The following is a 21,908-nucleotide window of genomic DNA, read 5'->3' on the forward strand; positions in this document are numbered from 1 at the left end:
GCAGCTGCATCTCGGCTGTGCCTCTAACGTATTCGTATTGTCCAGGAGCTTATCAAGCATGACCAGCAAGCACGCACTTCCTTCCTACCTCAATCCTGAAGACCTTGGCCCATGGGGCGTCTACCTCGAGCAGATCGACCGCGTTACGCCATACCTGGGCAACCTGTCGCGCTGGGTGGAAACGCTGAAGCGTCCAAAGCGCATCCTGACGGTCGACGTGCCTATCGAGCGCGATGACGGCACCATTGCCCACTACGAAGGCTACCGCGTGCAGCACAATCTGTCGCGCGGCCCGGGCAAAGGCGGCGTGCGCTTCCACCAGGACGTGACCCTGTCGGAAGTGATGGCCCTGTCGGCCTGGATGACGGTCAAGAATGCAGCGGTCAACGTGCCATACGGCGGTGCCAAGGGCGGTATCCGTGTCGATCCGAAGACCCTGTCGCGCAACGAACTGCAACGCCTGACCCGCCGCTACACGAGCGAGATCAGCATGATCATCGGACCGAACAAGGATATCCCGGCGCCGGACGTCAACACGAATGAACAAGTCATGGCGTGGATGATGGACAGCTACGCCATGATCGGCGGCAATATGTCGACCGGCGTGGTAACGGGCAAGCCAATCTCGCTGGGCGGCAGCCTGGGTCGTCGCGATGCGACGGGCCGCGGCGTGTTCGTCGTCGGTTGCGATGCGGCCGCCAAGGTCGGCATGTCGCTCGAAGGCGCGAAAGTCATCGTGCAAGGTTTCGGCAACGTGGGCGGCGTCGCTGCACGCATGTTCGCTGAAGCCGGCTCGAAAGTGGTCGCGGTACAAGACCACAAAACGACCGTCGTGCACTCCGGCGGCTTGAATATCCCGCAATTGCTGGCACACGTAGCCGAAGTGGGCAGCGTAGAAGGCTTCCCGGGCGCCGAGGCATTCGTGCCACGCGAAGATTTCTGGGGCATCGATTGCGACATCCTGATCCCGGCCGCGCTGGAACAGCAGATCACGGCTGAACGCGCACAAGTCATCCGCGCCAAGATCATCCTGGAAGGCGCCAACGGCCCGACCCTGCCGGCAGCGGACGACATCCTGACCGACCGCGGCGTGCTGATCGTACCGGACGTGCTGGCCAACGCCGGCGGCGTAACCGTCAGCTACTTCGAGTGGGCGCAGAACTTCTCGAGCTTCTTCTGGACGGAAGAAGAAATCAACAGCCGCCTGACCCGCATCATGCGCGAAGCGTTCGACTCGGTATGGCAAGTGTCGCAAGAGAAGAAAGTGTCGATGCGTACCGCCACCTTCATCCTGGCGTGCACGCGCGTGCTGCAGGCTCGCGAAGTGCGCGGCCTCTACCCATAATATCCGGCTAGGAAGACTACAAAAAAAACCCCGCTGCACAGTGATGTGCAGCGGGGTTTTTTATGGGTGGCGCATGTCAACTTTTACCAGACAAGGCACTGAAAAACTGACGGACGCTTTCACTTAATCCAGCCACCTTCAGGCATACTATTGACACCAATATAAACAGGAACACTCATGGGTCGTATTTTAATCTCCGGAAGAACTGGACAGGTAGGCTATGAGCTCGAACGCAGCCTGCAAGGCTTGGGCGAGGTCATCGCATTGGACCGTAGTCAAATGGATTTGAGCAATCTGCAACAGGTGCGGGACGTCATTCGCCGTGTGAAGCCTACGCTGATCGTCAACCCTGCCGCCTATACCGCGGTCGATCAAGCGGAACGCGAACCGGAACTCGCACTGCGCATCAATGGCGAGGCTCCCGGCGTCATGGCAGAGGAAGCCAAAAAGCTTGGCGCCACACTGATACATTACAGTACCGATTACGTGTTCGATGGCAACAAGGACAGTGCCTATCTGGAAACTGATCCTACCTGTCCAGTGAATGTTTACGGCAGCAGCAAGCTGGCGGGCGAACAGGCCATTCAAGCCACGGGCGTAACCCACCTTATTCTACGCACGAGCTGGGTGTACAGCACGCATGGCAAAAACTTCCTGCTCACCATGCGCCGCCTGGCCCAGGAGCGTGACGCGCTGAACATCGTGTCAGATCAATTCGGCGCTCCGACATGGAGCCGTACCATCGCCGATACCACCGCGCACATCGTAGCGCAAAGCTTGGCCGCCGCCGACCAGCAAGCGTGGTGGGACGGGCACTCCGGGCTCTACCATTTGACGGCTAAAGGAAAAACCACGTGGTTTGGCTTTGCCGAAGCGATCATGGCCCATGCATCGGTCACAAAAAAGCCGCAGCTGACACCGATATTGGCATCCGAGTACCCGGTCCCGGCGCAGCGACCTGCCAATTCGGTACTGTCGTCGCAGAAACTGATGGAGACTTTCTGCGGATTACCAAACTGGCAAGATGCATTACTGCTATGCCAAAACTAAGTAAATCTCTCTTCTCTCAGGCAAGGTAGCCTTGCGGGTTCTGGTGCTGCCAGCGCCAGTGGTCGCGGCACATGTCGTCGATGTTTTTCTGCGCTTGCCAGCCCAGCAATTGCTTTGCCTTGTCGGCCGAGGCGTAGCAGCTGGCGATGTCGCCGGGACGGCGCGGCACGATGTCGTAGGGGACTTTGCGGCCGCTGGCGGCTTCGAACGCGCGTACGGTGTCAAGCACGCTGTAGCCGTGGCCCGTGCCCAGGTTGACGGTAAAGCCGCCCTCGGTGGAAAACAGGCGATTCAAAGCGGCCACGTGGCCCAGCGCCAGGTCGACCACGTGGATGTAGTCGCGCACGCCCGTGCCGTCCGGCGTATCGTAGTCGTTGCCGAACACAGCCAGGCGCTCGCGGCGGCCCACGGCCACCTGGGCGATGAAAGGCATCAGGTTGTTCGGGATGCCGGCCGGATCTTCGCCGATCAAGCCGCTGACATGCGCGCCAACGGGGTTAAAGTAGCGCAGCACGCCGACTTGCCACTGCGCATCGGCATGCACGAGATCGGCCAGTATCTGCTCGACCATCAGCTTGGAGCGGCCGTACGGATTGGTCACGGACAGACGCGACGATTCCAGGATCGGCAAGGCTTCCGGATCGCCATACACGGTGGCCGACGAACTGAACACAAAACGCTTCACGTTCGCCGCCGCCAGCACTTCCAGCAGCGCCACGGTGCCCGATACATTGTTATCCATATACATCAGTGGCTGCGCCACGGATTCGCCCACGGCTTTCAAGCCTGCGAAATGGATCACGGCATCGATGGTGTGCTCGCGCAGGACGGCGGCCATGGCCGTGCGGTCGCGCACGTCCGCCTCGTAGAAGGGCACGCTTTTGCCGGCAATGCGCTCCACACGCGCCATCGCTTCGCGCGCGCTGTTGCACAGATTATCCACCGCGACTACCTCGAAACCGGCAGCCAGCAATTCGACACAGGTATGCGAACCGATGAAACCGGATGCGCCGGTCACGAGTATTTTCTTGGACATAATATCAATCAATGCAAAAAAGATAAGACTACCGTAATTCGCCCACCTTGCCTAGCCAGCGCACGATAGCGCGTACATAAAAAAGCCTGCGGCGTCGCCGCGGCAGGCTTTTTCTCGTGCCAACGGCACAGGTGGGCAAACCGCCAGGTTATTTCTTGATGAACACCAGGTCCCACACGCCATGGCCCAGCTTCAAGCCGCGGTTTTCAAACTTGGTCAGTGGACGATATGCGGGTTGGGGCGCGTATCCCTCTGCGCTATTGCGCAACTGCGACTCGGCGCCCAGCACTTCCAGCATTTGCACCGCGTAATCTTCCCAGTCGGTGGCGCAATGCAGATAGCCGCCCGGCGCCAGACGATCGGTCAATTGCTTGACGAACGGCGACTGGATCAGGCGGCGTTTGTTGTGGCGCGCCTTGTGCCATGGATCGGGGAAGAACACGTGGATACCGGCCAGCGAATTGGCAGAAATCATGTGCGTCAGCACTTCCACGGCATCGTGCTGCAGCAAGCGCAGATTCGTCAGCGACTCTTCGCCGATCAGCTTCAACAGGCTGCCAACACCGGGTGTATGCACTTCGACGCCGATGAAATCCTTCTCCGGCATGGCCTTGGCGATATGCGCCGTCGTCGCACCCATGCCAAAGCCGATTTCCAGAATCACGGGCGCCTTGCGGCCAAACACCTGCTCGAAATCCATGGACTCCTTGGCGAAAGGCAGCAGGAACTTCGGCCCCAAGGTCTCGAGCGCGCGCGCCTGCGCGACAGACAGCCGTCCTGCGCGGGTCACGAAACTGCGGATGCGGTGTTCGGTCGGATCGTACATCATCGGCCGTGCCGGGCCGTTTGCTGGGGTATCAGAAGACATGGGAATGAGGAAAATAGTGGCCGCGCCGCACAAAACCAGGCGCCAGCGGAAAATGGAGCGGGTGAAGGGAATCGAACCCTCGTCGTAAGCTTGGGAAGCTCGACAAGGAACTCAACAACCATGCGGGCTTACGGCCCGTTTTTGCTCCGCAAAGGTGACATTATAGCAGTGCCGCAGGCCTGCATCCATGCGCCCGATTTTTCGTTTGTGGAGTAAAATCATTCCCGCTTGACGACCCGTACGATGCGATATACTCAAGTCATGGTCGCGGACGCATACCGAACATCGAATCCGAAACTTACGGTTTCGGATGGAGCAGTCTCCGACGCTGAATTTCTCAAGATCAAGTAATTGGCAACAAGAAGGCTGTCATTTTTTGGAGTATTTTTGGGCTGTTTTAGCGCAGGAATGACAACAAAATGACAGCCTTTTTTTATCTACGATGATTGCCAAAATGGTTATTGAATGTAGAGTAAAATCAAACCAATCCTAAAAAATAGTACCGATTGCATGGAGTACCGAGGCTAATATGGCTAGCGGAAAAATATTACGACAACTGTTGAAGGCGGGAACCGCTGGAGATAAAGATGCATTTCGCTTAGCCTCTGAGTCAATCATCGAAGAGGAGCGACTTAAGCAACATCACCTACTCGCAAATGACTTAGAGAAAATTCTTTATTCCTCGACGGCAGATCGACGTGGGAAAGTTTCACGTCTCACACCTTCTGTGCCGACAGACAAGGAACGAGGACTCCCTCTGCTTGATATCAGGCACCCTCAAAGGTCACTAGATGAACTGATTCTTCCTTCTGCAGGATTGGATGCTGTGGAAGAACTATTGGGTGAACACAGGCGCGAAGACATCCTTCGTTCATATGGAATGCGGCCTGCCAACCGTGTCCTTTTTTTTGGCCCGCCTGGTTGCGGTAAAACACTTACCGCTGAAGTTATCGCGTGTGAATTGGATATGCCACTAGCCGTAGTTCGGCTTGACGCGCTGGTTTCATCCTTCCTGGGCGAGACTGCAGCGAACTTACGAAAAGTATTCGACTATATTAGTGAGTATCCTATGGTTGCGTTGTTCGACGAATTTGACGCACTCGGCAAGGAAAGAGCAGACAGTGGCGAGCACGGAGAATTGCGCAGAGTAGTCAATGCCGTACTCCAAATGATTGATGCATATCAAGGAAAAAGCCTAATTATTGCAGCTACCAATCATGAACAAATTCTCGACAGCGCAATTTGGAGGCGCTTCGAAGACATTATCGAGTTTTCTAAGCCTTCCAAAGATATGATCATTAAGCTATTATCATCTAAACTACGTGGGGTGCGACGTCAATTTGAAATTGACGGGCCAGAGATCGTGGAGCTTTTCGACGGCCTTAGTGGAGCTGATATCGAAAGAGTAGTTCGAAGAGCTGCCAAGAGGATGATCCTTAAGGGCCAAGAATTCCTCTCTCTAAATGACCTTAAAAGCGCACTTGGGAAAGAAATACGACGATAAATAACTGAGGAGCTTTTGTATGGCAGAGCAGTACAAGCATATCAAAATAACAAAAGAGAAGCTCGAAAATGATCGCCGTACAAGAGATTACAATATTCCGACATTTAAGCGGGGAGATCTTGCTGGCCATGGCCAGAAATTAAACCAGGCGCTAGGCAATGCGTTCGCTCAAGCCAAGAAACAGGTTTCCTCGGTGGAAGATAGATTCATTCTGAAGCTGGAATATACCGGCATGCTTGACATAAAAAATCTTATAAAACATGGTGTCGAGTTTATAAGTCAAGAAGGCAACAATATCTGTATTGTTTTTGCAAATGAAGCTGGACTAGCTAAGTTCTCAGATCACCTATCGCGTCTTGGCAAAAATGATGCCAATATTACATACAAACAAATTCTAACTGCCCTAGAGAATGTAGATAATTGGACAAGATCTGACCGCGAAAGCTGGGCTGTAAAATTTTATGGCCTGCCAAAAAATGATACTTTCCGTCTCGATATTGAGTTATGGCCAGTACAGTCAAGCCGTCATCCGCTCAGGCAAAAACTCATCCAAGATTTCACAGCTTGGCTAAGGGCAAATCATATTCGACAAATTGATCAAGTCAGTCTAGACAGTTTAATAATGTATCGTGTAGAGGTAACACTGGCGCAGGCTGACCTGTTACTTGAGCATACTGACATACGCTACGTCGATTTGCTGCCAAAATCAGGGATCAATTATTCGCAGATGAACTTTGACATAGCCAAACTTCCAGGCGAAATTTCAGCACCGGCAGAAAATAGTGCAAGAGTTTGTATTTTGGATAGTGGTATCAACACAAATCATCCATTGCTACGATCCGCAATTGCAGAAAATACCAGCTTTGTTACTGGCGAAGAGGCAGAAGATGATGCTGGTCACGGCACCGCTGTGGCTGGCATCGCGCTCTATGGTGATCTGGAAGCCGCAGCGGCTAGTAATTATTGGAAACCTGAATTCTGGCTTTATAGCGGTAAGATCCTGTCGCGTGACAAGGATACGGGTGAGACAAAATACGATGAAAAGACTATAGAAAGCACCTTAGAAAAAGCAGTCGCATACTTTGCTGGCGAACAAGGTTGTCGTATATTCAATCTTTCAATCGGAAACACCAACTCTCCCTACGATGGCTTTCATGTCAAAGGAATTGCCTACATTCTTGACAAACTGGCCCGAGAGTACGATGTACTCTTCATTGTCTCTGCGGGAAATTTCAATGGGTGCGAAGAGCCGCCCATTCCAAAAGAGAGTTGGCGAGAGGAATATCCTAGCTACTTAAGCTGCCCAGAATCAATCATCATTGACCCGGCACCTGCATTAAATGCAATCACTGTGGGAAGTTTGGCCAGACATAATGCCCATGAAAATGAGCAAAAATACCCTGAAATTCACGCCCTGACGCCAGCCGGCGAACGCCAGCCGTCACCTTTCACACGTCATGGCCCTTCAGTCAAGGGCGCAATAAAGCCAGACTTAGTGGCTACTGGCGGCAATATTGCCTCTCCAATGCGCACCGAGGGAAAACAGTGGCAAGCCGAGGCGCGTGGCATGGGTGTCTTGTGTTTGAATCATGAATTTATTGGTAGAACTCTATTTAAAGAGATTTCTGGAACTAGCTTCGCTGCGCCCTATATCACGCATCTAGCTGCACGCTTGTTAAATGAATATCCGACAGCGTCCGCAAATTTACTTAGAGCCATGCTTGTCAATCAAGCATCGATTCCTAACGAGAGTGTTGGAATTTTTACAAAAAATCATATTGACAGCCACAAAGAAGAGAACAAAAGTGATTTGCAGCGAGATGTGATGGGCTATGGTGCAATTGATACAGATGCACTGTTCAGGTCATCCGAGTCGGCAGTTGTTTTACATTCCGAAAACACCATTAAAAACAATACTCATCAGTTCTTTGAACTACCGCTTCCCGAACACTTTTTGCGCTCACAGCGGGCAAAGCGCGAGTTACGTGTATCACTAGCACATTCTCCTGCGGTTCGAACAACTAGGCTAGACTACGTCGCTACTAAAATATTTTTCAAGTTAGTTAAGGGAAAATCACTTGCTGACGTTGAGCGATCATTTAATCACGATCTACAAGACGAGACTAAAGTTCGCAATGATGATGCAGTAACCAATCGTGAAATAACGTCACAGGCTCGCAGTAAGGGTACCGTACAAGCATCAATATGGAGCTTCAAACAGCTTTCTCCAAACGTGAAATGGTTTGTAGTTGTTACACGACAAGATCGACCAGATTGGGGGGCGCAAATGTCACTAGAGGAAGAAGCATATGCTCTTGCCATTACAATAACTGATAGAGAAAATATCGAACCTCAGCTTTACACGCAAATACAAAATCGAGTTCAGATTCAAGAGCGCGAGCGCGCACGAGCATAGAGAGTAGGTCGTGCATTAAATGCAATAAAATATACCATTTAGACAATAAATCTACGAGCACACGACAATCGACCATTTATAAGAAACTACCTTAGGTGATACCAGAACTCAACGAATGAGGCTGCTTTGACGAGTTCCATTTATGTCGCCTATCAATAAGTAAAAAATGCCCTAGAGCACAAGCTCTCGGGCATTTTTTTCCTTTCGCTCCCATAAAACTAAAACAAAGGCTGGTGTTTGAATAGGAATTTCGCTAATTAAAACTTGGCTCAAAAAAACAGCTTTCGCTTACTCTCGCGCTCACAGCGGCAGCCACCCGGCTGAGGCAATTTCAGGTAATTTTCGCATGGCCACAAGTGCGACCTCATATCTGAAAATGAAAATACTTTCATCAAGCATTATTCGGATTGCAACTAAAAGGCACGGTTGAAGCTACTATTCGTCCGCATCGTCATCATGTTCTCCACCGCCTCCCATAATTTCGATCATTAAGCTGTTTTTCTGCTCATCCTTCAAACCAGTGCCCTTATGAATCTGACGTCGTAAGACCTCATCGTTACAATGATTCTTTACAGTAATTGCTTTGGCAGCCCGTAAAGATTGGCTAGGCATGATGCCATATCCCCCGCCGTCAATCTCAGTGAAAATATACCCATAGTCATCCATTATGCTCTGCAGTTTGACAACAAAAGATGCTCTGATCACAGATCTCTTAGAGACCAACTGAAGTGTCTTCTTACTAATTCTTCCTCGCTTTTCGCCAGAGCGAACGAGCAAGACAATTATCATCAATGCGACTTCTGAGGGTTTACGGTTTGGCATATGGTCCTGTCTTTTGTGTAACGTTGAATGAAAAATCCAGGAAAGAACTATAACCCCAAAACAGGATCGCGTCAAACCCGATATAGGATCAATCTAAGAAGCAGGAACATTTAGGAGCATTGCCAAAAACACATTAACATACACGGAGATGCTGCCATGCCTTCCAGCAGCTATTCAAACTGCGTCAAAATGCGTCAAATCGCATGCCCCCTCTTCGCCCCGCCGCGCCAGTCCTCATGCGCCTTCGGCCATGGCGCAAATTTGAGTCAAAAGACCCCTATATAGCGGGCAGGTGTGGAGGGGGGACAACTGCGCGCGCCGGGCCGAAATGGGACTTTTTCTTGCCTCTGGAGCAACATCATTCGGCGGGACGTGAAAAAGCCGCCTCATGGGCGGCTTGTGCGGTGGCTGGGGCGCTCTGGCGCGGCTGGGCTGTCGCGCCCCTGCCCTGCCAGCTAGCGCGGCGTGTCGGTCATCCTGTGCGACCGGCACGGGTCTTGGCCGCCAGCTCCTTCTCGTAATCGTCGCGGCAGTCCACGTTGCAGAACAGCAGCGCGGGCGCCAGCGCCTCGTCGCAGTAGTGGCAGCAGCCATGCGCCGCGAGGCCCGGCCGGCGCCGCACAGCGGCCAGGCCGCGCGCCACCTCGGCAAAGATGATCTTGTCCGTGTTGTCGATATGGTCGCTCATGCCGCGCCCTCCCCGCCCTTGGCCAGGTCATACGGGGCGAAGCGCACCACTTCTACGCCGGCCCACTCGTTGATCGCCATGAACTGCGCCTGCAGCGGCACCAGCTCGTTGGGCGCGAAGACGCCCGCGGCCGGTTCCACGGCGCCGAAGCCGCCGGCATTGTTCGGTAGGATGCCCATGAGCTGCGGCGGCACGCGGTGCGCGGCCAGCTGGTCGTCGCGCGTGACGCTCTTGATGTTGAAAAACTCGTCCTTGGCGGCCACATCCGACACCGGCAGAATCTGGATGCCGTCCTTCTTGCCGTTCGGCGCGTACATGAACAGGTTGCGGAAGTTGCCCGGCCCCTTGCTGTCGCGCATGGCCTGGCGAAGGTTATCGACGTCTTGGGTATTCGCTGCCGCGTCGGTCATGTAGAAGACGAAACCGGCGTGCGAACCGTTCTTGTAGTACTTGCGGCGGAACAGCGTGGCCGCCTCGTTGAGCCAGGCCGATTGCAGGGCGCTCAAGTACTGCGGAACGCCGTACAGCTCCTGATTCACGTCCGGTTCCATCAGGTGGAAGACGCGGCCCTTGTCGAACTGGTGCACGGCCTGATAGCCGTTCACAAAATAATAGGTATCCAGATCGACACCGCGCCGCATGTACTTGGCCAGGGCATGCTGATAGCTTAGCGCCTTGCCGCTGCGGCTGGGCCGGTCTTCCAGATAAGCATTGCCGAACGTCAGGAAGTCCAGGGCCATGCGCTTGAAGGCGTCACGCGACAGGTACTTGCTGGGAATCAGGGTGGACGCCAGCACGTTGGCCTTGAAGTGAATCGCGCTGCTGTGGTGCACGCCAGCATTGAAGGACTTGGCCAGGCCGGCCAGGTTGACGGGCGGCTCATACCAGTGGCCGTTCTTCCAGCATTCGAAGCAGTCGAGAATGTCGGCGTGCTCGAGCACGGGCGTGGGGTCGCCGAAGGAAAACGCCTCGATGCCGGCGGCGGCCGGCGCCGTGGCCGCTGTTGATGGTGCGCCCTGGGCCTGCCGGCCGCGCGCGCGCATGTGTCGTGCTTTGTTCAAGAATAAATCTCCATGAAAGAGTGGTGGTTGTCGGTGGTGCCTTCGAATGGCTCGTGATCGAGGGCGTGCATGCAGGCCCACGCCAGATCGGCGTGGCCGGTTTCATCGCTGCGGCCGGCGACATAGGTCACGTGCCGCCCGCTGGGGGTGAGGGTCTTGTGGATGGCCATGAAGGATTGCGCGATATCGGTCCAGCCGGCGTCGAACTCCAGCCGGCCCTTGCTGATGATGTTTTTGGCTTTCAGCACCATGCGGGTTTTAACTTCGGGCGAGTAGTTCAGCGCCGTGACAGCCGGGAAGAAGCCGCGCACGATCGGTAGCACGCCGATGCCCATGCCAGTCGTGTCGATGCCGATGTACTCGACGTTGTAGCGGCCGGTCATCTGGCGGATGGCGTCGGCGTGATCCTCGAAGCTCTGGCCACGCCACTGGTGGCGCTCCAGAATGCGGAACTTGCCGCCTGCCGTCATCGGCGGCGCCAGCACCACGCAGCCGGCGCTGTCGCCGTTCAAGGCCGGGTCGTAGCCGATCCACACGGGCCGGTTGCCGAACGGGCGCAGGCCCAGCAACGGTTTGTAGTCGTCCCACTCCACCCAGGAATCGACCATGCAGCGCTGCAGCTCGGCCAGCGGGAAGACCGAGGCCGAGTCGTCGATAAAGTTGCACATCAGCAGGTTGTCGAACTGGTCGGGGCTGTATTCGAAGTTGCGCAGCTCGTCGATGTCGAACAGGTTGCAGCCGCCGCGCTCGGCGTCCAGGATGGTGACGATCTGGCGCCAAATTTTGTCCTCGCCCGTAAAACCCGACGAGAGGCGGCCATGGCTCACATCGATGTTCACCTGATCCGCCTTGGCGCGGCGCTTGTTGAACAGTTCGCCCGTCCAGAATGAATAGGCCTGGTGCGTGGTCGAGGATGGCGTTGAGAAATAGGTTTTGCGCCATTTCTTGTGGATGGCCATGCCCGAGGCCACCTTGTTGAGTTCCTGGAAATTCTGTGTCCAGAAGAATTCATCGAAGTAGAAATTGCCGTGGTAGCCCTGCGCCGTGCGCGCATTGGTGCCCAGGAAGTACAGATGCGCGCCGTTCGGCAGCACGATAGGATCGCCCGTCAGCTCGATGCCGGCCGCCTCGCGCGCGAATTGCACGATGTATTGCTTGAAGACGTGGGCCTGCGACTTCGACGCCGACAGGAAAATCTGGTTGCGGCCTGTTTCCATGGCGTCGGCCAGCGCCTCGCGGGCAAAGTACCAGGTGGCGCCGATCTGGCGGCTTTTGAGGATGGCGCGCGTGCGCTGGTCGCCGTTGCGATACCAGACCTTTTGATAGTCGAAGAGCGAATCCTGGAAGGCGCCCAGCAGCTGGATTTTCTGTTCTTCGCTGAAATCGTTGCGCGTCGGCTTCTTCTTCGGACCCGCATTGCGGTTCGCCAGCTTGGGATTGAGGTCGACCTCATTGCCGCCCGGCTGCTCATAGCGGCGCACGCGCGCCATCTGCACGATGGTGCGCGCCAGCAAGTCAATTTCCTTGTAATCGCTACCGCTCTTGACCTCTTTTTCGATCAGTTTCACCAGGCGCAACTCGGCCGACGCTTCGACGTGCTCGATGGCTTGCGCCTTGTCCCACTCGGACTCGTGTAAATAACTGTACGCACCCCGACCGCCCTGCCCCGGCCACGCCGCCAGCGGCGCCCGTGGCCAACCTGCCCGACGAGGCAAAAACAGCCGTGATTGCCGCCTGGGCGGCCGTCAACGCCTGCCCCTATCCCCGGCTGATCGTCTCTGACTCCCCACCCCTTGAAGGGGATGGCACATGAGCACCTTTGCCGTGATCGTTCGCACGCAAACCGAACGCTTTGAATTTTTTGAGGTTGCCGCATCCAGCGGCGACGTGATCGATGCCGCCATCGACCGCTACGGCGTGTGCGGCGTTACCGCCAAACTGAAAGGAGCACCGCAATGCTGAACACCCTGACCGATTCACCGCGGCAAATCGCCCTGGGCGACCGCGTGACATTCGATACCGATGAAGGCTACCAGGTCGGCACCGTCAACGACCTGCGCCGCGACGTGGGCAATGGCGAGTTGCATGCGTGGGTCGAGCTGGATCACCAGTGGGCGGGCATGTTCCGCGCCGTGCCGCTGGCCGCAATCTCGCCCGCATTGAGTTAGGGACACGGTATGGCGGACCGCATCGCGACGAATGCCACCTTCCTGTCGATGGACGATATTTGCGCCCTGACCGGCCGGAAGATGAAAACGAAGCAAATTGAGGCACTGCGGAAGATGGGGCTCCCCTTTTGGGTCAATGCCATCGGGCGGCCGGTTGTCGCGGTCGCTGCAGTTGAGGGGCGCAAGGAAGCGCCACGGGAAAAAACATGGGTAATGCCAAGGATCAATAAAAATGGGCCGACGAAACACACGTAATTTGAACATGCCGCCGTGCATGCATCCGCGTATCCAGCGCAGCGGAAAGGTGTACTACTACATGTACACCAAGGACAAACCGCGTAAGGAAATTCCACTTGGGCCAGACTTCATCCTGGCCCTAAAAAAATATGCTGAGCTGAACCTCGTGGTAGAGCATATTGCCAACGCGACGTTCTCCGATGTGGAAACACGCTACCTGGTCGAGGCGGTCCCAAAACTCGCCGCCAGTTCAGCGCGCATGTACCGGTCAGACATCAAGCACCTGCTGGCAGCCTTTTCCGAGGCCCCGCTTGAGCAGATCAAGCCGATGCACATTCGGCAGTTCTTAGATGACCACGCCGACAAGCCGACCACAGCTAACCGTTGCAAACGGGTTTTCTCCACCATGTGGAACCATGCGCGCGGCTGGGGCTACACTGACCTGCCGAACCCTTGCGAGGGCATCCAAGGCCACTCACTGGCAAAGCGTACCGTCTACATTACGGATGCAGTGTTCTCTGCTGTACGCATGCACGGCAGCGCGCCGCTACGGGATGCGATGGACTTGGCTTACCTGACTGGCCAGCGTCCAGCGGATGCATTGCGCATGACTGAACAAGACATCATTGAAGGGCACCTAGTCATTACGCAAGAGAAAACCAAGCAGCCGCTGCGCATCACCATCACCGGAGAGCTGGCCAAGCTAATGGAACGCATCCGAATGCGCAAAGCAACGCACAAGATCGTGACGGGTGCGCTGCTGACCAATATTCACGGCAAACGCCTAACCGCGCCAGCGCTTCGCACGCACTTTGACGCGGCAAAAAAACGGGCGGCCAAGCATGTACCGGAGCTGGCTCAGGACATCATGGCATTTTGGTTCTACGACCTGCGCGCGAAGGCTGCTGATGATACTTCGGATGACCGCGGCGACCAGGCGGCCAGCGATCTTTTGGGACACGACAGCGTGAAGACAACCCAACGGCACTACTTGCGACGAGGAAAGATTGTGGCACCCACGAAGTAGAATTCAAGGTTGACTAACTAAGAATAAAACTATTCTCAGCGTTCCCTCAACCTTGAATTCGCATCAAAATTATCGAAAGAACGATACCTGTTTATCCGGCACTTCGACTCTGCAGATATGTTCTGGCTTCTTTTAAAAATTCTTGAATATCATCCGCAGTCATAAAGATTGTTTTGGCATCAACAGTGCATGTCACACCTAGATGAGCATCCTCTCCTTGAAGGGTAGCTTTCATGCATGCCTGTTGTTTTTGAGGGGAGCCGGTCCCGCTTGCCTGAATGTCCATTCGACTTACGATACCTGCAAGACAGCCAGATTTTCCCTGATAAACGGGGCTACCAGATATGCCATGACTAAGAAGCGCCGTTGTCGAATTGGACCAAGTTTTCCCCTTATACATAACCGTGCCTGCTGGGGAGGCGTAAGTTTGATAAACCGAGTCGCGGGAAGGGATATAAAGTTGCGCGCCAACCGGCTCTACGTCTGCACAAATCTTAGGCGGGACAACCTTTGTCAGCGAGGCAGGGAACGATGTCTGATCAATTTTCAGCAATAGCAGATCGTTGTGGGGCGGCTGGCCGTGGAAAACAACGTCAGCCTTCACTTTTTGGCCGTGGACAGTCACAAATATTGGATCAGCTGGTGACTTTACTCCTAGAAAAATATGCGCCGCAGTAAGAACCTGACCATCACCTAACCACACCCCACCGCCCGATGATGTTGCGCCATCAGTAACAACCTCAATCTCAACAAAAGGAGATTTCTCCGACATCAAATCCGAGGGAAAAACCAGGGACGCGTTATCAGGAAGAGATGGGCCATGACTACGCGCAGCACAACTTGCCAGCGTCATCAAACATACTATTACGAGTGCCTTCTTCATTATATTGCTCATATCTTCCTTAAGATCCAGATCGTGCTGTTTGTCCGATTCCTCGGCATATGGCCCCTCGCTATCATTTGTTCGCTTTTGACAACAGGAACTCAAGAGGATAGCAAATTGCCTGCAGGGAAAAGTCACGTATTGTCACCCCAGAACTGCTACTCGATGTCGGAAAAAAGAAGATGATAGACGGCAACTGTCCCTGAGACATCGTTACCTCAAAGGTTGCGAATGATAGCTTTGTGGAGCGGCGGAGGCCTTGAGGAGCAGCGGAAACAAGTTTTCCGCCGTTTTTCATTGGAGCGGGTGAAGGGAATCGAACCCTCGTCGTAAGCTTGGGAAGCTTCTGCTCTACCATTGAGCTACACCCGCGAAGCCTGCATTTTACGCGCGATGGCAAGGAGTTGGCAAACTTGTGCGGCTCGTTCGAACTCGTCAGGAATTCTCGCGACATGTGACAAAACGCATAGGCAACCACATCGGCACGATAGCGGTTTGTTGATAGAGAACAACATCGCGGTTTATCAGACACCGTGAATAACTTGGTATACAGCTAAAATAGAATAAATTATTGTTACCGTGAACTGTGTGGCGCAGACTAGCAGGAGAAATGTTGCTACAATCGCGTGACAGTTTGGCATTCCCGCTGTTCAACCTAAAAGGATATCCCATGAAGAAAATTCTGATCGCTTCGGCAATCCTGTGCTTCGCTTCCGCACAAGCCATGGCTCAATCGGCCCCAGCTCCTGCACCAGCAGCAGCTGCACCAGCAGCTGGCGCAGCTGCCGGCACCACCGTTGCCGGCCTGAGCGTCAGCACCATGATCGCAATCGGCGCAGCAGTTGCCGTTGTGGCCGGTGCCGCCAGCTCGGATTCGACTACCGCGCACACGACCCCAACCCACCATTAATACCTGGCTGCCCAGGCAGCGACAGGTAGGTCCATTCTGCAGCTTGATCTCAAGCCGAAAGATGAAGGCCTGGTACCGCAATAGTTGACATACTCAAATATCTTAGCTATTGCAATAAAAGCCCTTTTCATTTGAAAACGGGCTTTTTTACTTTTTATCCAACATCAAAAAGATTGGCAGCAGTCTTTCTGCTGTGTACGAATGATGACATATCGTATGATCACGCCTGCGATCCTCATCCATTTCTTAAGAGATCCGCTTTCATGCCATTGACATATCCCACGCCATCGCTACAGTTGCCATGAAGAACCAATCTTTCTTCAAGCGCATGGGATTTGCTCTGCAAGGAATAAGCGCCGCCTTCCGCCTGGAATCGAGCTTTCGCCTGCAATGCCTGGCTGCCTTGATGGTACTCATCGTGCTCTGCTGGTACAAACCTTCCTTGCTGTGGTGGGCTCTGCTATTGCTCAATTGTGGCCTGATTCTGGCTGCGGAATTGTTTAACACCGCGCTGGAGCACCTGATCGATCACTTGCATCCGTCGCTGCATCCGAGCATCAAGATTGCCAAGGACTGTGCAGCGGGAGCAGTATTGCTCCTCAGTTTGACGGCCGTGTGCGTATTTGTTGCTTTTTTGCTTGAAAACGTTGCGTACCAATAAGAATACAGGGGCAGCAAACTACAATACTGGACGCGCTAAAGTGCGTGTCGTTGATTCTATAGCGTCGAAAGAGAGTACAAAGATTCTTGTAATTTATTAAAATATTGCCCCATCGACAATATTAATTTTTTGCCAGTACGTATGCCACCGTATCCGAGCGCGGCAACCAAGCAAGTTTTAATACATGTCAAATGATGAATGACTCAGCTCTATCCAATTTACAATGATGCATAAATGACTATCTCCCTCGTACCAGTGATTCTTTGCGGCGGTTCCGGCACACGTTTATGGCCGCTTTCACGGGAGGCGTTCCCAAAGCAGTTTCTGCGCTTGTCCACTCAAGGCAGCATGCTGCAACAAACGCTGCAGCGCCTGGCAGGCATTGATACTGTGTCGCCAGCACTACTGGTATGCAACGAATCCTCGCGTTTCATTGTCGCAGAACAAGTGCGTGAAATCGGCCTGGAAAATAGCCGCATGTTACTTGAACCCATGCGCCGCAATACGGCGCCGGCGATCGCCTCAGCCGCCTTGCATGCGATGGAGAACGGCGAAGATCCACTCTTGCTGGTGCTGCCATCGGATCACGTCATACTGGATACCCCGGCTTTCCATCGCGCGATCGCGCTGGCACGCACGGCTGCTGAAGCAGGTAATTTGCTGACTTTTGGCATCACGCCAACGGGACCAGAAACAGGATACGGCTATATCCGCGCCGAAGGCATGGCAACCGGGCAGATCCAGCGCGTACTTGAATTCGTCGAAAAGCCGGCCCTGGCGCTTGCAGAACAATATATTGCCAGCGGCGATTACTTCTGGAACAGCGGCATGTTCCTGTTCCGCGCCAGCCGTTACCTGGAAGAGCTTGAGCGTTTCCAACCTGCCGTACTGGCCGCTTGCCGCGCTGCCATTGCCGCCGCGAAGAGCGACCTTGACTTCATTCGCCTGGACAAGGATGCCTACGCTGCCAGTCCCGATATCGCCGTCGACTACGCCGTCATGGAGCGCACCAGCCATGCCTCGACCATCGCCCTCGATGCGGGCTGGAATGATATCGGCTCATGGAAAGCCGTACTCGATGTGGCGGAAAAGGATGCCAGCCAGAATAGCACCCACGGCGATGTACTGATCCAGGATTGCAACGATTGCCTGGTGCACAGCGGTAGCCGCCTGGTCACCGCCATCGGTATGCGCAATACCGTGATCGTCGAAACAGCCGATGCCGTGCTGGTCATGGATGCGGATCAGGCACAACAAACGAAATCCATGGTCGCGCAACTGATCGCCAGGGAACGCCCCGAAGCCACCATGCACCGTGAAGTCTTCCGTCCGTGGGGTTCCTATGATTCCATCGGCAATGGCGACCGCTTCCAGGTCAAGCGGATTACGGTCAAGCCTGGCGCCAAGCTGTCATTGCAAATGCATCACCACCGCGCCGAGCACTGGATCGTGGTATCGGGCACTGCCCAGATCACCAATGGCGACAAGGAATATTTGCTGACCGAAAACCAGTCCACCTACATCCCCCTCGGCGTTGTCCATTCTCTGGCCAACCCAGGCAAGCTACCGCTGGAATTGATTGAAATTCAATCAGGCAGCTACCTTGGGGAAGACGATATTGTCCGCTTTGAAGACCGCTACGGCCGCGCTTGACTCATCAGATACGTCATCACCACGCAGTCGGCATCGCAAAAAAATTCACACTGAAGTTTATAAGGTTTAGCAAGTCATCATGAAACCAATCGAAGGCATCTTTGTACAAGAAGTGAAATGGTATTGCAGCAATAGGGCAGAAAAATATTTTCTCACCTTTGCCGATGCACTTGCCATGTTCATGGCATTCTGGTTTGCTGGCAAATGGATCCTCGATGCCACCGACTTGAACAGCTTCGGGCTGGATAGCTCGCGCCTGCTCAGTTACAGCCTGCTATCTCTGGTCACTGTGGCTATCTTCAAGCTGAAGGGGCATCATGCCAAGCGCCGTCCGTACTCGAATGAAATCAAGGAACTCCTGAAGATCGTCATGGTCATGGGCTTGATCGATGCTGCCCTGGTCTTCCTCGACAAGCGCGACTCCTCACGCGAGGCACTGCTGGCTACCTGGCTGCTGGTGCCATGCTGTGTCTTGCTGCTGCGTGGCATGATCAAATACCTGCTGATGAAAGCTGGCGGCTGGATACGGCCCATGGTCATCATCGGATGGGGTGACAACGCCTTGCAAACAGCACGCGCTTTCGATGAGGAAGCGTTAATGGGCTACCGCCTGATTGCGTTCCTGATCCCCGAAGGTCAAGGCCGCCTCGAACATCGTTATGTCAACCGCAGCAAGCAAATTGTGCCCTGCATTCAGCTGGGCGAAAAACCGGAACAAACGCTTAAACTGCTGGGCGACCCACATACGGTTGTCGCCCTGGAGCAAGGCGGCATCGACGCTTATCAGGGCATGATCCAGCAGGTCAGCCGTTGCGTTGCCAATATGCAAGTAGTACCTGCCGTCCGTGGACTTCCCCTGTACGGCATGGAAGTGAACCATTTCTTTGCACATGAAGTGCTGCTGCTGACCATGCGCAATAACCTGGCGCGGCCAGGCTTGCAGCTGATTAAACGCTGCTTTGATCTGATAGCCTCGGTCGGCGTACTGATCATCGGCGCCCCCGTCTTGCTGTGGATCGCAGCCAAGGTCATGGCATCGGGCCGTCCCATCTTCTACGGCCACAAACGCGTAGGTCAGAATGGCAAGCATTTTCTTTGCTACAAGTTCCGCACCATGGCCGTGAATGCCGACGTTTTGCTGAAGGAATTACTGGAACGCGATCCTGAAGCCCGTGCCGAGTGGGACCGTGATTTCAAACTAAAAAACGACCCGCGCATCACCTCGATCGGCCACTTCCTGCGCCGCACCAGCCTTGATGAACTGCCGCAACTGTGGAACGTACTGAAGGGCGAAATGAGCCTGGTCGGTCCGCGCCCGGTTGTCGATGCGGAACTGGAGCGCTACGGCAACCAGATCGACTATTATCTTGAGGCGAAACCCGGGGTCACAGGCCTATGGCAAGTAAGCGGCAGGAACGACGTGAGCTATGATACGCGCGTTTATCTCGATGCCTGGTACGTCAAGAACTGGTCTCTGTTCAACGACATCGTCATTCTGCTGAAAACAGTCAAAGTCATCTTCAAGAAGGATGGCGCGTATTAACAAAATATACAGTGTAAAATTTGATAATTTACACAGCAAGAAAAGGATAACAATATGATCTTAGTTACTGGCGGCGCCGGCTTCATCGGTTCCAATTTTGTACGCGACTGGCTGGCGCTCAACGATGAGCCCGTGGTCAATTTTGACAAACTGACCTATGCTGGCAATCTCAGCAATCTGGCCAGTCTGGAGCAAGACCCGCGGCATATCTTCGTACGCGGCGATATTTGCGATACCGCCCACATCTCCCGCCTGCTGGCCGAACACCAGCCCCGCGCCATCGTGCATTTTGCCGCTGAGAGCCATGTCGATCGCTCGATCCATAGCCCCGGCGAATTCATTTCAACCAATGTCAATGGCACTTTCAGCCTACTCGAAGCGGCACGCGCTTACTGGTCTGGTCTGACAGGCGAAGCCAAGGACGGTTTCCGCTTCCTGCACGTCTCGACCGACGAGGTTTACGGCACCCTGGGACCGGGTGACCCACCATTCACGGAAACAACGCCGTATGCACCAAACAGCCCCTATTCGGCATCGAAAGCGGCGTCCGATCATCTGGTGCGCGCGTATTTCCATACGTATGGCATGCCGGTGCTCACCACCAACTGCTCGAACAACTATGGCTCCTTCCATTTCCCGGAAAAGCTGATTCCGCTCATCATCAGCAATGCCCGTGCCGGCAAAGCCTTGCCTATCTATGGCGATGGCATGCAGGTGCGCGACTGGCTGTACGTGGGCGACCATTGCTCGGCGATCCGCCGCGTCCTGGAAGCAGGACGCCTGGGCGAGGTCTACAACGTCGGCGGCTGGAATGAAATGGCCAACCTGGAAGTCGTCCATACCTTGTGCGACATCCTCGATACGCTCGATCCCAAGGCATCCGGCAGCTATCGCGAACAAATCACCTATGTGCAGGATCGCCCGGGCCATGACCGCCGCTATGCTATCGACGCACGCAAGATCGAGCGCGAACTGGGCTGGAAGCCGGCCGAAACCTTCGCCACCGGCATCCGCAAGACGGTTCAGTGGTACCTGGACAACCAGGCCTGGGTACGCGATGTGCAGTCGGGCGATTACCTGAAGTGGGTCGAGAAAAACTACGCGGCACGCGAGACGGCCCAGGAGCAAAAATAATGGGAACCACCATCGAACGCAAGGGCATTATTCTCGCTGGCGGTTCCGGCACGCGCCTGTATCCCGTCACCATGGCCGTATCGAAGCAGCTGCTGCCCGTGTATGACAAGCCGATGATCTACTATCCGCTGACCACGCTGATGCTGGCCGGCATACGCGACATCCTGATCATTTCCACGCCACAAGATACACCGCGCTTCCACGAGTTACTGGGTGACGGCAGCCAGTGGGGCATCAAGCTCAGCTACGCCGTGCAGCCGACTCCGGACGGCTTGGCACAGGCGTTCATCATCGGCAAAGAATTTGTCGGCGATGCACCGTCGGCCCTAATTCTGGGCGACAACATCTATTACGGCCATGACTTTGAAACGCAGTTGCGCGAAGCCTCGGCACGCACGAGCGGCTCGACCGTATTCGCCTATCACGTGCACGATCCGGAACGTTATGGCGTCGTCGATTTCGACGCGCAACGTCGCGCCATCAGCATCGAGGAAAAGCCGCTCAAGCCAAAATCGAACTACGCCGTCACCGGCCTGTATTTCTACGACAGCCAGGTGTGCGATATCGCTGCCGGCATTGCCCCGTCAGCACGTGGCGAGCTGGAAATCACGGATGTCAACCGCACCTATCTGGAACGCGGGCAATTGAACGTCGAACTGATGGGGCGCGGCATGGCCTGGCTTGATACGGGCACACATGAATCTCTATTGGAAGCGGGCCAATTCATCGCCACAATCGAGAACCGCCAGGGCTTGAAAGTTGCCTGCCCAGAAGAAATCGCCTACCGTCGCGGTTACATCGACGCGGCCAAGCTCGAGGCATTGGCGCAACCCTTGAAAAAGAACGCTTACGGCCAATACCTGCTGCGCTTGCTCGAAGAGAAAATATACTAAAGCCTGAAA

Annotated in this window: 21 protein-coding genes and 1 tRNA gene; 14 read left to right on the forward strand and 8 right to left on the reverse strand. The window is 54.6% G+C overall.

The genetic code is table 11. From position 1 onward, the window contains the following. Positions 1–58 precede the first annotated feature (58 nt). Together OPV09_RS27340 and rfbD are read left to right on the forward strand one after the other, a co-directional pair. A complete protein-coding gene (locus tag OPV09_RS27340) occupies positions 59–1,345 on the forward strand; it encodes a Glu/Leu/Phe/Val family dehydrogenase (protein ID WP_034745922.1) in 1,287 nt (428 codons plus the stop codon). Between the two features lie 177 nt (positions 1,346–1,522). Next, the gene (gene rfbD / locus OPV09_RS27345) at positions 1,523–2,395 is read left to right on the forward strand and encodes a dTDP-4-dehydrorhamnose reductase (protein WP_338679960.1); all 873 of its coding nucleotides are present in this window, start codon (positions 1,523–1,525) and stop codon (positions 2,393–2,395) included. A 16-nt stretch (positions 2,396–2,411) separates the two neighbouring features. On the opposite strand, the gene galE is transcribed toward rfbD, so the two are convergent. Together galE and trmB are read right to left on the reverse strand one after the other, a co-directional pair. Continuing rightward, on the reverse strand, positions 2,412–3,431 hold the full coding sequence (gene galE / locus OPV09_RS27350) for a UDP-glucose 4-epimerase GalE (RefSeq protein ID WP_338679962.1): 1,020 nt from the start codon (positions 3,429–3,431) through the stop codon (positions 2,412–2,414). A gap of 148 nt (positions 3,432–3,579) precedes the next feature. Then, positions 3,580–4,260 (reverse strand): tRNA (guanosine(46)-N7)-methyltransferase TrmB, encoded by a 681-nt coding sequence (gene trmB, locus OPV09_RS27355; RefSeq protein ID WP_338679963.1) that lies wholly within the window; start codon positions 4,258–4,260, stop codon positions 3,580–3,582. A 568-nt stretch (positions 4,261–4,828) separates the two neighbouring features. Here trmB and OPV09_RS27360 point away from each other — a divergent pair. Beyond that, positions 4,829–5,803: an AAA family ATPase gene (locus tag OPV09_RS27360; protein ID WP_338679964.1), complete on the forward strand. Its 975-nt coding sequence runs from the start codon at positions 4,829–4,831 to the stop codon at positions 5,801–5,803. A gap of 19 nt (positions 5,804–5,822) precedes the next feature. Then, entirely contained in the window at positions 5,823–8,219 is a 2,397-nt protein-coding gene (locus tag OPV09_RS27365) for a S8 family peptidase (protein WP_338679965.1), read from the forward strand. Positions 8,220–8,654: 435 nt separating this feature from the next. On the opposite strand, the gene OPV09_RS27370 is transcribed toward OPV09_RS27365, so the two are convergent. From OPV09_RS27370 to OPV09_RS27385, 4 genes are all read right to left on the reverse strand, one after another. Next, positions 8,655–9,041, reverse strand: coding sequence for a hypothetical protein (locus tag OPV09_RS27370; RefSeq protein WP_338679966.1), 387 nt, complete (start codon positions 9,039–9,041; stop codon positions 8,655–8,657). A 472-nt stretch (positions 9,042–9,513) separates the two neighbouring features. Further along, positions 9,514–9,729, reverse strand: coding sequence for a hypothetical protein (locus tag OPV09_RS27375; RefSeq protein ID WP_128140258.1), 216 nt, complete (start codon positions 9,727–9,729; stop codon positions 9,514–9,516). Next, complete coding sequence (locus tag OPV09_RS27380) at positions 9,726–10,772, reverse strand: phage portal protein (protein ID WP_338682392.1); 1,047 nt, start codon at positions 10,770–10,772, stop codon at positions 9,726–9,728. The genes OPV09_RS27375 and OPV09_RS27380 overlap by 4 nt, the downstream gene beginning before the upstream one ends. Before the next feature lie 14 nt (positions 10,773–10,786). Then, positions 10,787–12,505 carry a terminase large subunit domain-containing protein gene (locus OPV09_RS27385; protein ID WP_338679967.1) on the reverse strand — a complete coding sequence of 573 codons (1,719 nt, stop codon included), beginning with the start codon at positions 12,503–12,505 and terminating at the stop codon, positions 10,787–10,789. A 94-nt stretch (positions 12,506–12,599) separates the two neighbouring features. Between OPV09_RS27385 and OPV09_RS27390 the strand changes: the two genes are divergently transcribed. Genes OPV09_RS27390 through OPV09_RS27405 form a run of 4 tightly spaced genes read left to right on the forward strand, consistent with a single transcriptional unit; the run spans position 12,600 to position 14,222 of the window. After that, positions 12,600–12,752 carry a hypothetical protein gene (locus tag OPV09_RS27390; RefSeq protein ID WP_175445091.1) on the forward strand — a complete coding sequence of 51 codons (153 nt, stop codon included), beginning with the start codon at positions 12,600–12,602 and terminating at the stop codon, positions 12,750–12,752. Then, the gene (locus OPV09_RS27395; RefSeq protein ID WP_338679968.1) at positions 12,746–12,958 is read left to right on the forward strand and encodes a hypothetical protein; all 213 of its coding nucleotides are present in this window, start codon (positions 12,746–12,748) and stop codon (positions 12,956–12,958) included. The genes OPV09_RS27390 and OPV09_RS27395 overlap by 7 nt, the downstream gene beginning before the upstream one ends. Positions 12,959–12,967: 9 nt before the next feature. Continuing rightward, entirely contained in the window at positions 12,968–13,213 is a 246-nt protein-coding gene (locus tag OPV09_RS27400; RefSeq protein ID WP_128089133.1) for a DUF4224 domain-containing protein, read from the forward strand. A 19-nt stretch (positions 13,214–13,232) separates the two neighbouring features. Beyond that, on the forward strand, positions 13,233–14,222 hold the full coding sequence (locus tag OPV09_RS27405; protein WP_338679971.1) for a tyrosine-type recombinase/integrase: 990 nt from the start codon (positions 13,233–13,235) through the stop codon (positions 14,220–14,222). Between the two features lie 91 nt (positions 14,223–14,313). Here OPV09_RS27405 and OPV09_RS27410 read toward each other — a convergent pair whose 3' ends face one another. Next, the gene (locus OPV09_RS27410; protein ID WP_338679972.1) at positions 14,314–15,105 is read right to left on the reverse strand and encodes a S1 family peptidase; all 792 of its coding nucleotides are present in this window, start codon (positions 15,103–15,105) and stop codon (positions 14,314–14,316) included. Between the two features lie 298 nt (positions 15,106–15,403). Next, positions 15,404–15,477, reverse strand: a tRNA-Gly gene (locus OPV09_RS27415). A 298-nt stretch (positions 15,478–15,775) separates the two neighbouring features. Here OPV09_RS27415 and OPV09_RS27420 point away from each other — a divergent pair. The 6 genes from OPV09_RS27420 to rfbA all read left to right on the forward strand — a co-directional run bounded on the left by OPV09_RS27420 (position 15,776) and on the right by rfbA (position 21,899). Beyond that, positions 15,776–16,015, forward strand: coding sequence for a hypothetical protein (locus OPV09_RS27420; RefSeq protein ID WP_139143361.1), 240 nt, complete (start codon positions 15,776–15,778; stop codon positions 16,013–16,015). A 301-nt stretch (positions 16,016–16,316) separates the two neighbouring features. Next, the gene (locus OPV09_RS27425; RefSeq protein ID WP_338679973.1) at positions 16,317–16,676 is read left to right on the forward strand and encodes a diacylglycerol kinase; all 360 of its coding nucleotides are present in this window, start codon (positions 16,317–16,319) and stop codon (positions 16,674–16,676) included. A gap of 234 nt (positions 16,677–16,910) precedes the next feature. Next, positions 16,911–18,329, forward strand: coding sequence for a mannose-1-phosphate guanylyltransferase/mannose-6-phosphate isomerase (locus OPV09_RS27430; protein WP_072454892.1), 1,419 nt, complete (start codon positions 16,911–16,913; stop codon positions 18,327–18,329). Positions 18,330–18,408: 79 nt separating this feature from the next. Beyond that, a complete protein-coding gene (gene wbaP, locus OPV09_RS27435) occupies positions 18,409–19,872 on the forward strand; it encodes an undecaprenyl-phosphate galactose phosphotransferase WbaP (protein WP_081368237.1) in 1,464 nt (487 codons plus the stop codon). Positions 19,873–19,926: 54 nt separating this feature from the next. After that, complete coding sequence (gene rfbB, locus OPV09_RS27440; protein ID WP_072454891.1) at positions 19,927–21,006, forward strand: dTDP-glucose 4,6-dehydratase; 1,080 nt, start codon at positions 19,927–19,929, stop codon at positions 21,004–21,006. Further along, positions 21,006–21,899 (forward strand): glucose-1-phosphate thymidylyltransferase RfbA, encoded by an 894-nt coding sequence (rfbA, locus tag OPV09_RS27445; protein WP_072454890.1) that lies wholly within the window; start codon positions 21,006–21,008, stop codon positions 21,897–21,899. Before rfbB ends, rfbA begins: the two co-directional genes overlap by 1 nt. The last annotated feature ends 9 nt before the right edge of the window (positions 21,900–21,908 follow it).

Origin of the sequence: Janthinobacterium sp. TB1-E2, from assembly GCF_036885605.1 — a bacterium.
In the GTDB taxonomy this organism is placed as follows: domain Bacteria; phylum Pseudomonadota; class Gammaproteobacteria; order Burkholderiales; family Burkholderiaceae_D; genus Janthinobacterium; species Janthinobacterium aestuarii.

Coding starts and splice junctions, on each gene's coding strand:
- OPV09_RS27425 (WP_338679973.1), top strand. CDS start 16,317: ATGAAGAACCAATCTTTCTTCAAGCGCATGGGATTTGCTCTGCAAGGA.
- OPV09_RS27410 (WP_338679972.1), bottom strand. CDS start 15,105: ATGAAGAAGGCACTCGTAATAGTATGTTTGATGACGCTGGCAAGTTGT.
- rfbA (WP_072454890.1), top strand. CDS start 21,006: ATGGGAACCACCATCGAACGCAAGGGCATTATTCTCGCTGGCGGTTCC.
- OPV09_RS27395 (WP_338679968.1), top strand. CDS start 12,746: ATGCTGAACACCCTGACCGATTCACCGCGGCAAATCGCCCTGGGCGAC.
- OPV09_RS27430 (WP_072454892.1), top strand. CDS start 16,911: ATGACTATCTCCCTCGTACCAGTGATTCTTTGCGGCGGTTCCGGCACA.
- OPV09_RS27370 (WP_338679966.1), bottom strand. CDS start 9,041: ATGCCAAACCGTAAACCCTCAGAAGTCGCATTGATGATAATTGTCTTG.
- OPV09_RS27390 (WP_175445091.1), top strand. CDS start 12,600: ATGAGCACCTTTGCCGTGATCGTTCGCACGCAAACCGAACGCTTTGAA.
- OPV09_RS27405 (WP_338679971.1), top strand. CDS start 13,233: ATGCATCCGCGTATCCAGCGCAGCGGAAAGGTGTACTACTACATGTAC.
- OPV09_RS27375 (WP_128140258.1), bottom strand. CDS start 9,729: ATGAGCGACCATATCGACAACACGGACAAGATCATCTTTGCCGAGGTG.
- OPV09_RS27400 (WP_128089133.1), top strand. CDS start 12,968: ATGGCGGACCGCATCGCGACGAATGCCACCTTCCTGTCGATGGACGAT.
- wbaP (WP_081368237.1), top strand. CDS start 18,409: ATGAAACCAATCGAAGGCATCTTTGTACAAGAAGTGAAATGGTATTGC.
- OPV09_RS27360 (WP_338679964.1), top strand. CDS start 4,829: ATGGCTAGCGGAAAAATATTACGACAACTGTTGAAGGCGGGAACCGCT.
- OPV09_RS27340 (WP_034745922.1), top strand. CDS start 59: ATGACCAGCAAGCACGCACTTCCTTCCTACCTCAATCCTGAAGACCTT.
- rfbD (WP_338679960.1), top strand. CDS start 1,523: ATGGGTCGTATTTTAATCTCCGGAAGAACTGGACAGGTAGGCTATGAG.
- OPV09_RS27365 (WP_338679965.1), top strand. CDS start 5,823: ATGGCAGAGCAGTACAAGCATATCAAAATAACAAAAGAGAAGCTCGAA.
- trmB (WP_338679963.1), bottom strand. CDS start 4,260: ATGATGTACGATCCGACCGAACACCGCATCCGCAGTTTCGTGACCCGC.
- OPV09_RS27420 (WP_139143361.1), top strand. CDS start 15,776: ATGAAGAAAATTCTGATCGCTTCGGCAATCCTGTGCTTCGCTTCCGCA.
- OPV09_RS27380 (WP_338682392.1), bottom strand. CDS start 10,772: ATGCGCGCGCGCGGCCGGCAGGCCCAGGGCGCACCATCAACAGCGGCC.
- rfbB (WP_072454891.1), top strand. CDS start 19,927: ATGATCTTAGTTACTGGCGGCGCCGGCTTCATCGGTTCCAATTTTGTA.
- galE (WP_338679962.1), bottom strand. CDS start 3,431: ATGTCCAAGAAAATACTCGTGACCGGCGCATCCGGTTTCATCGGTTCG.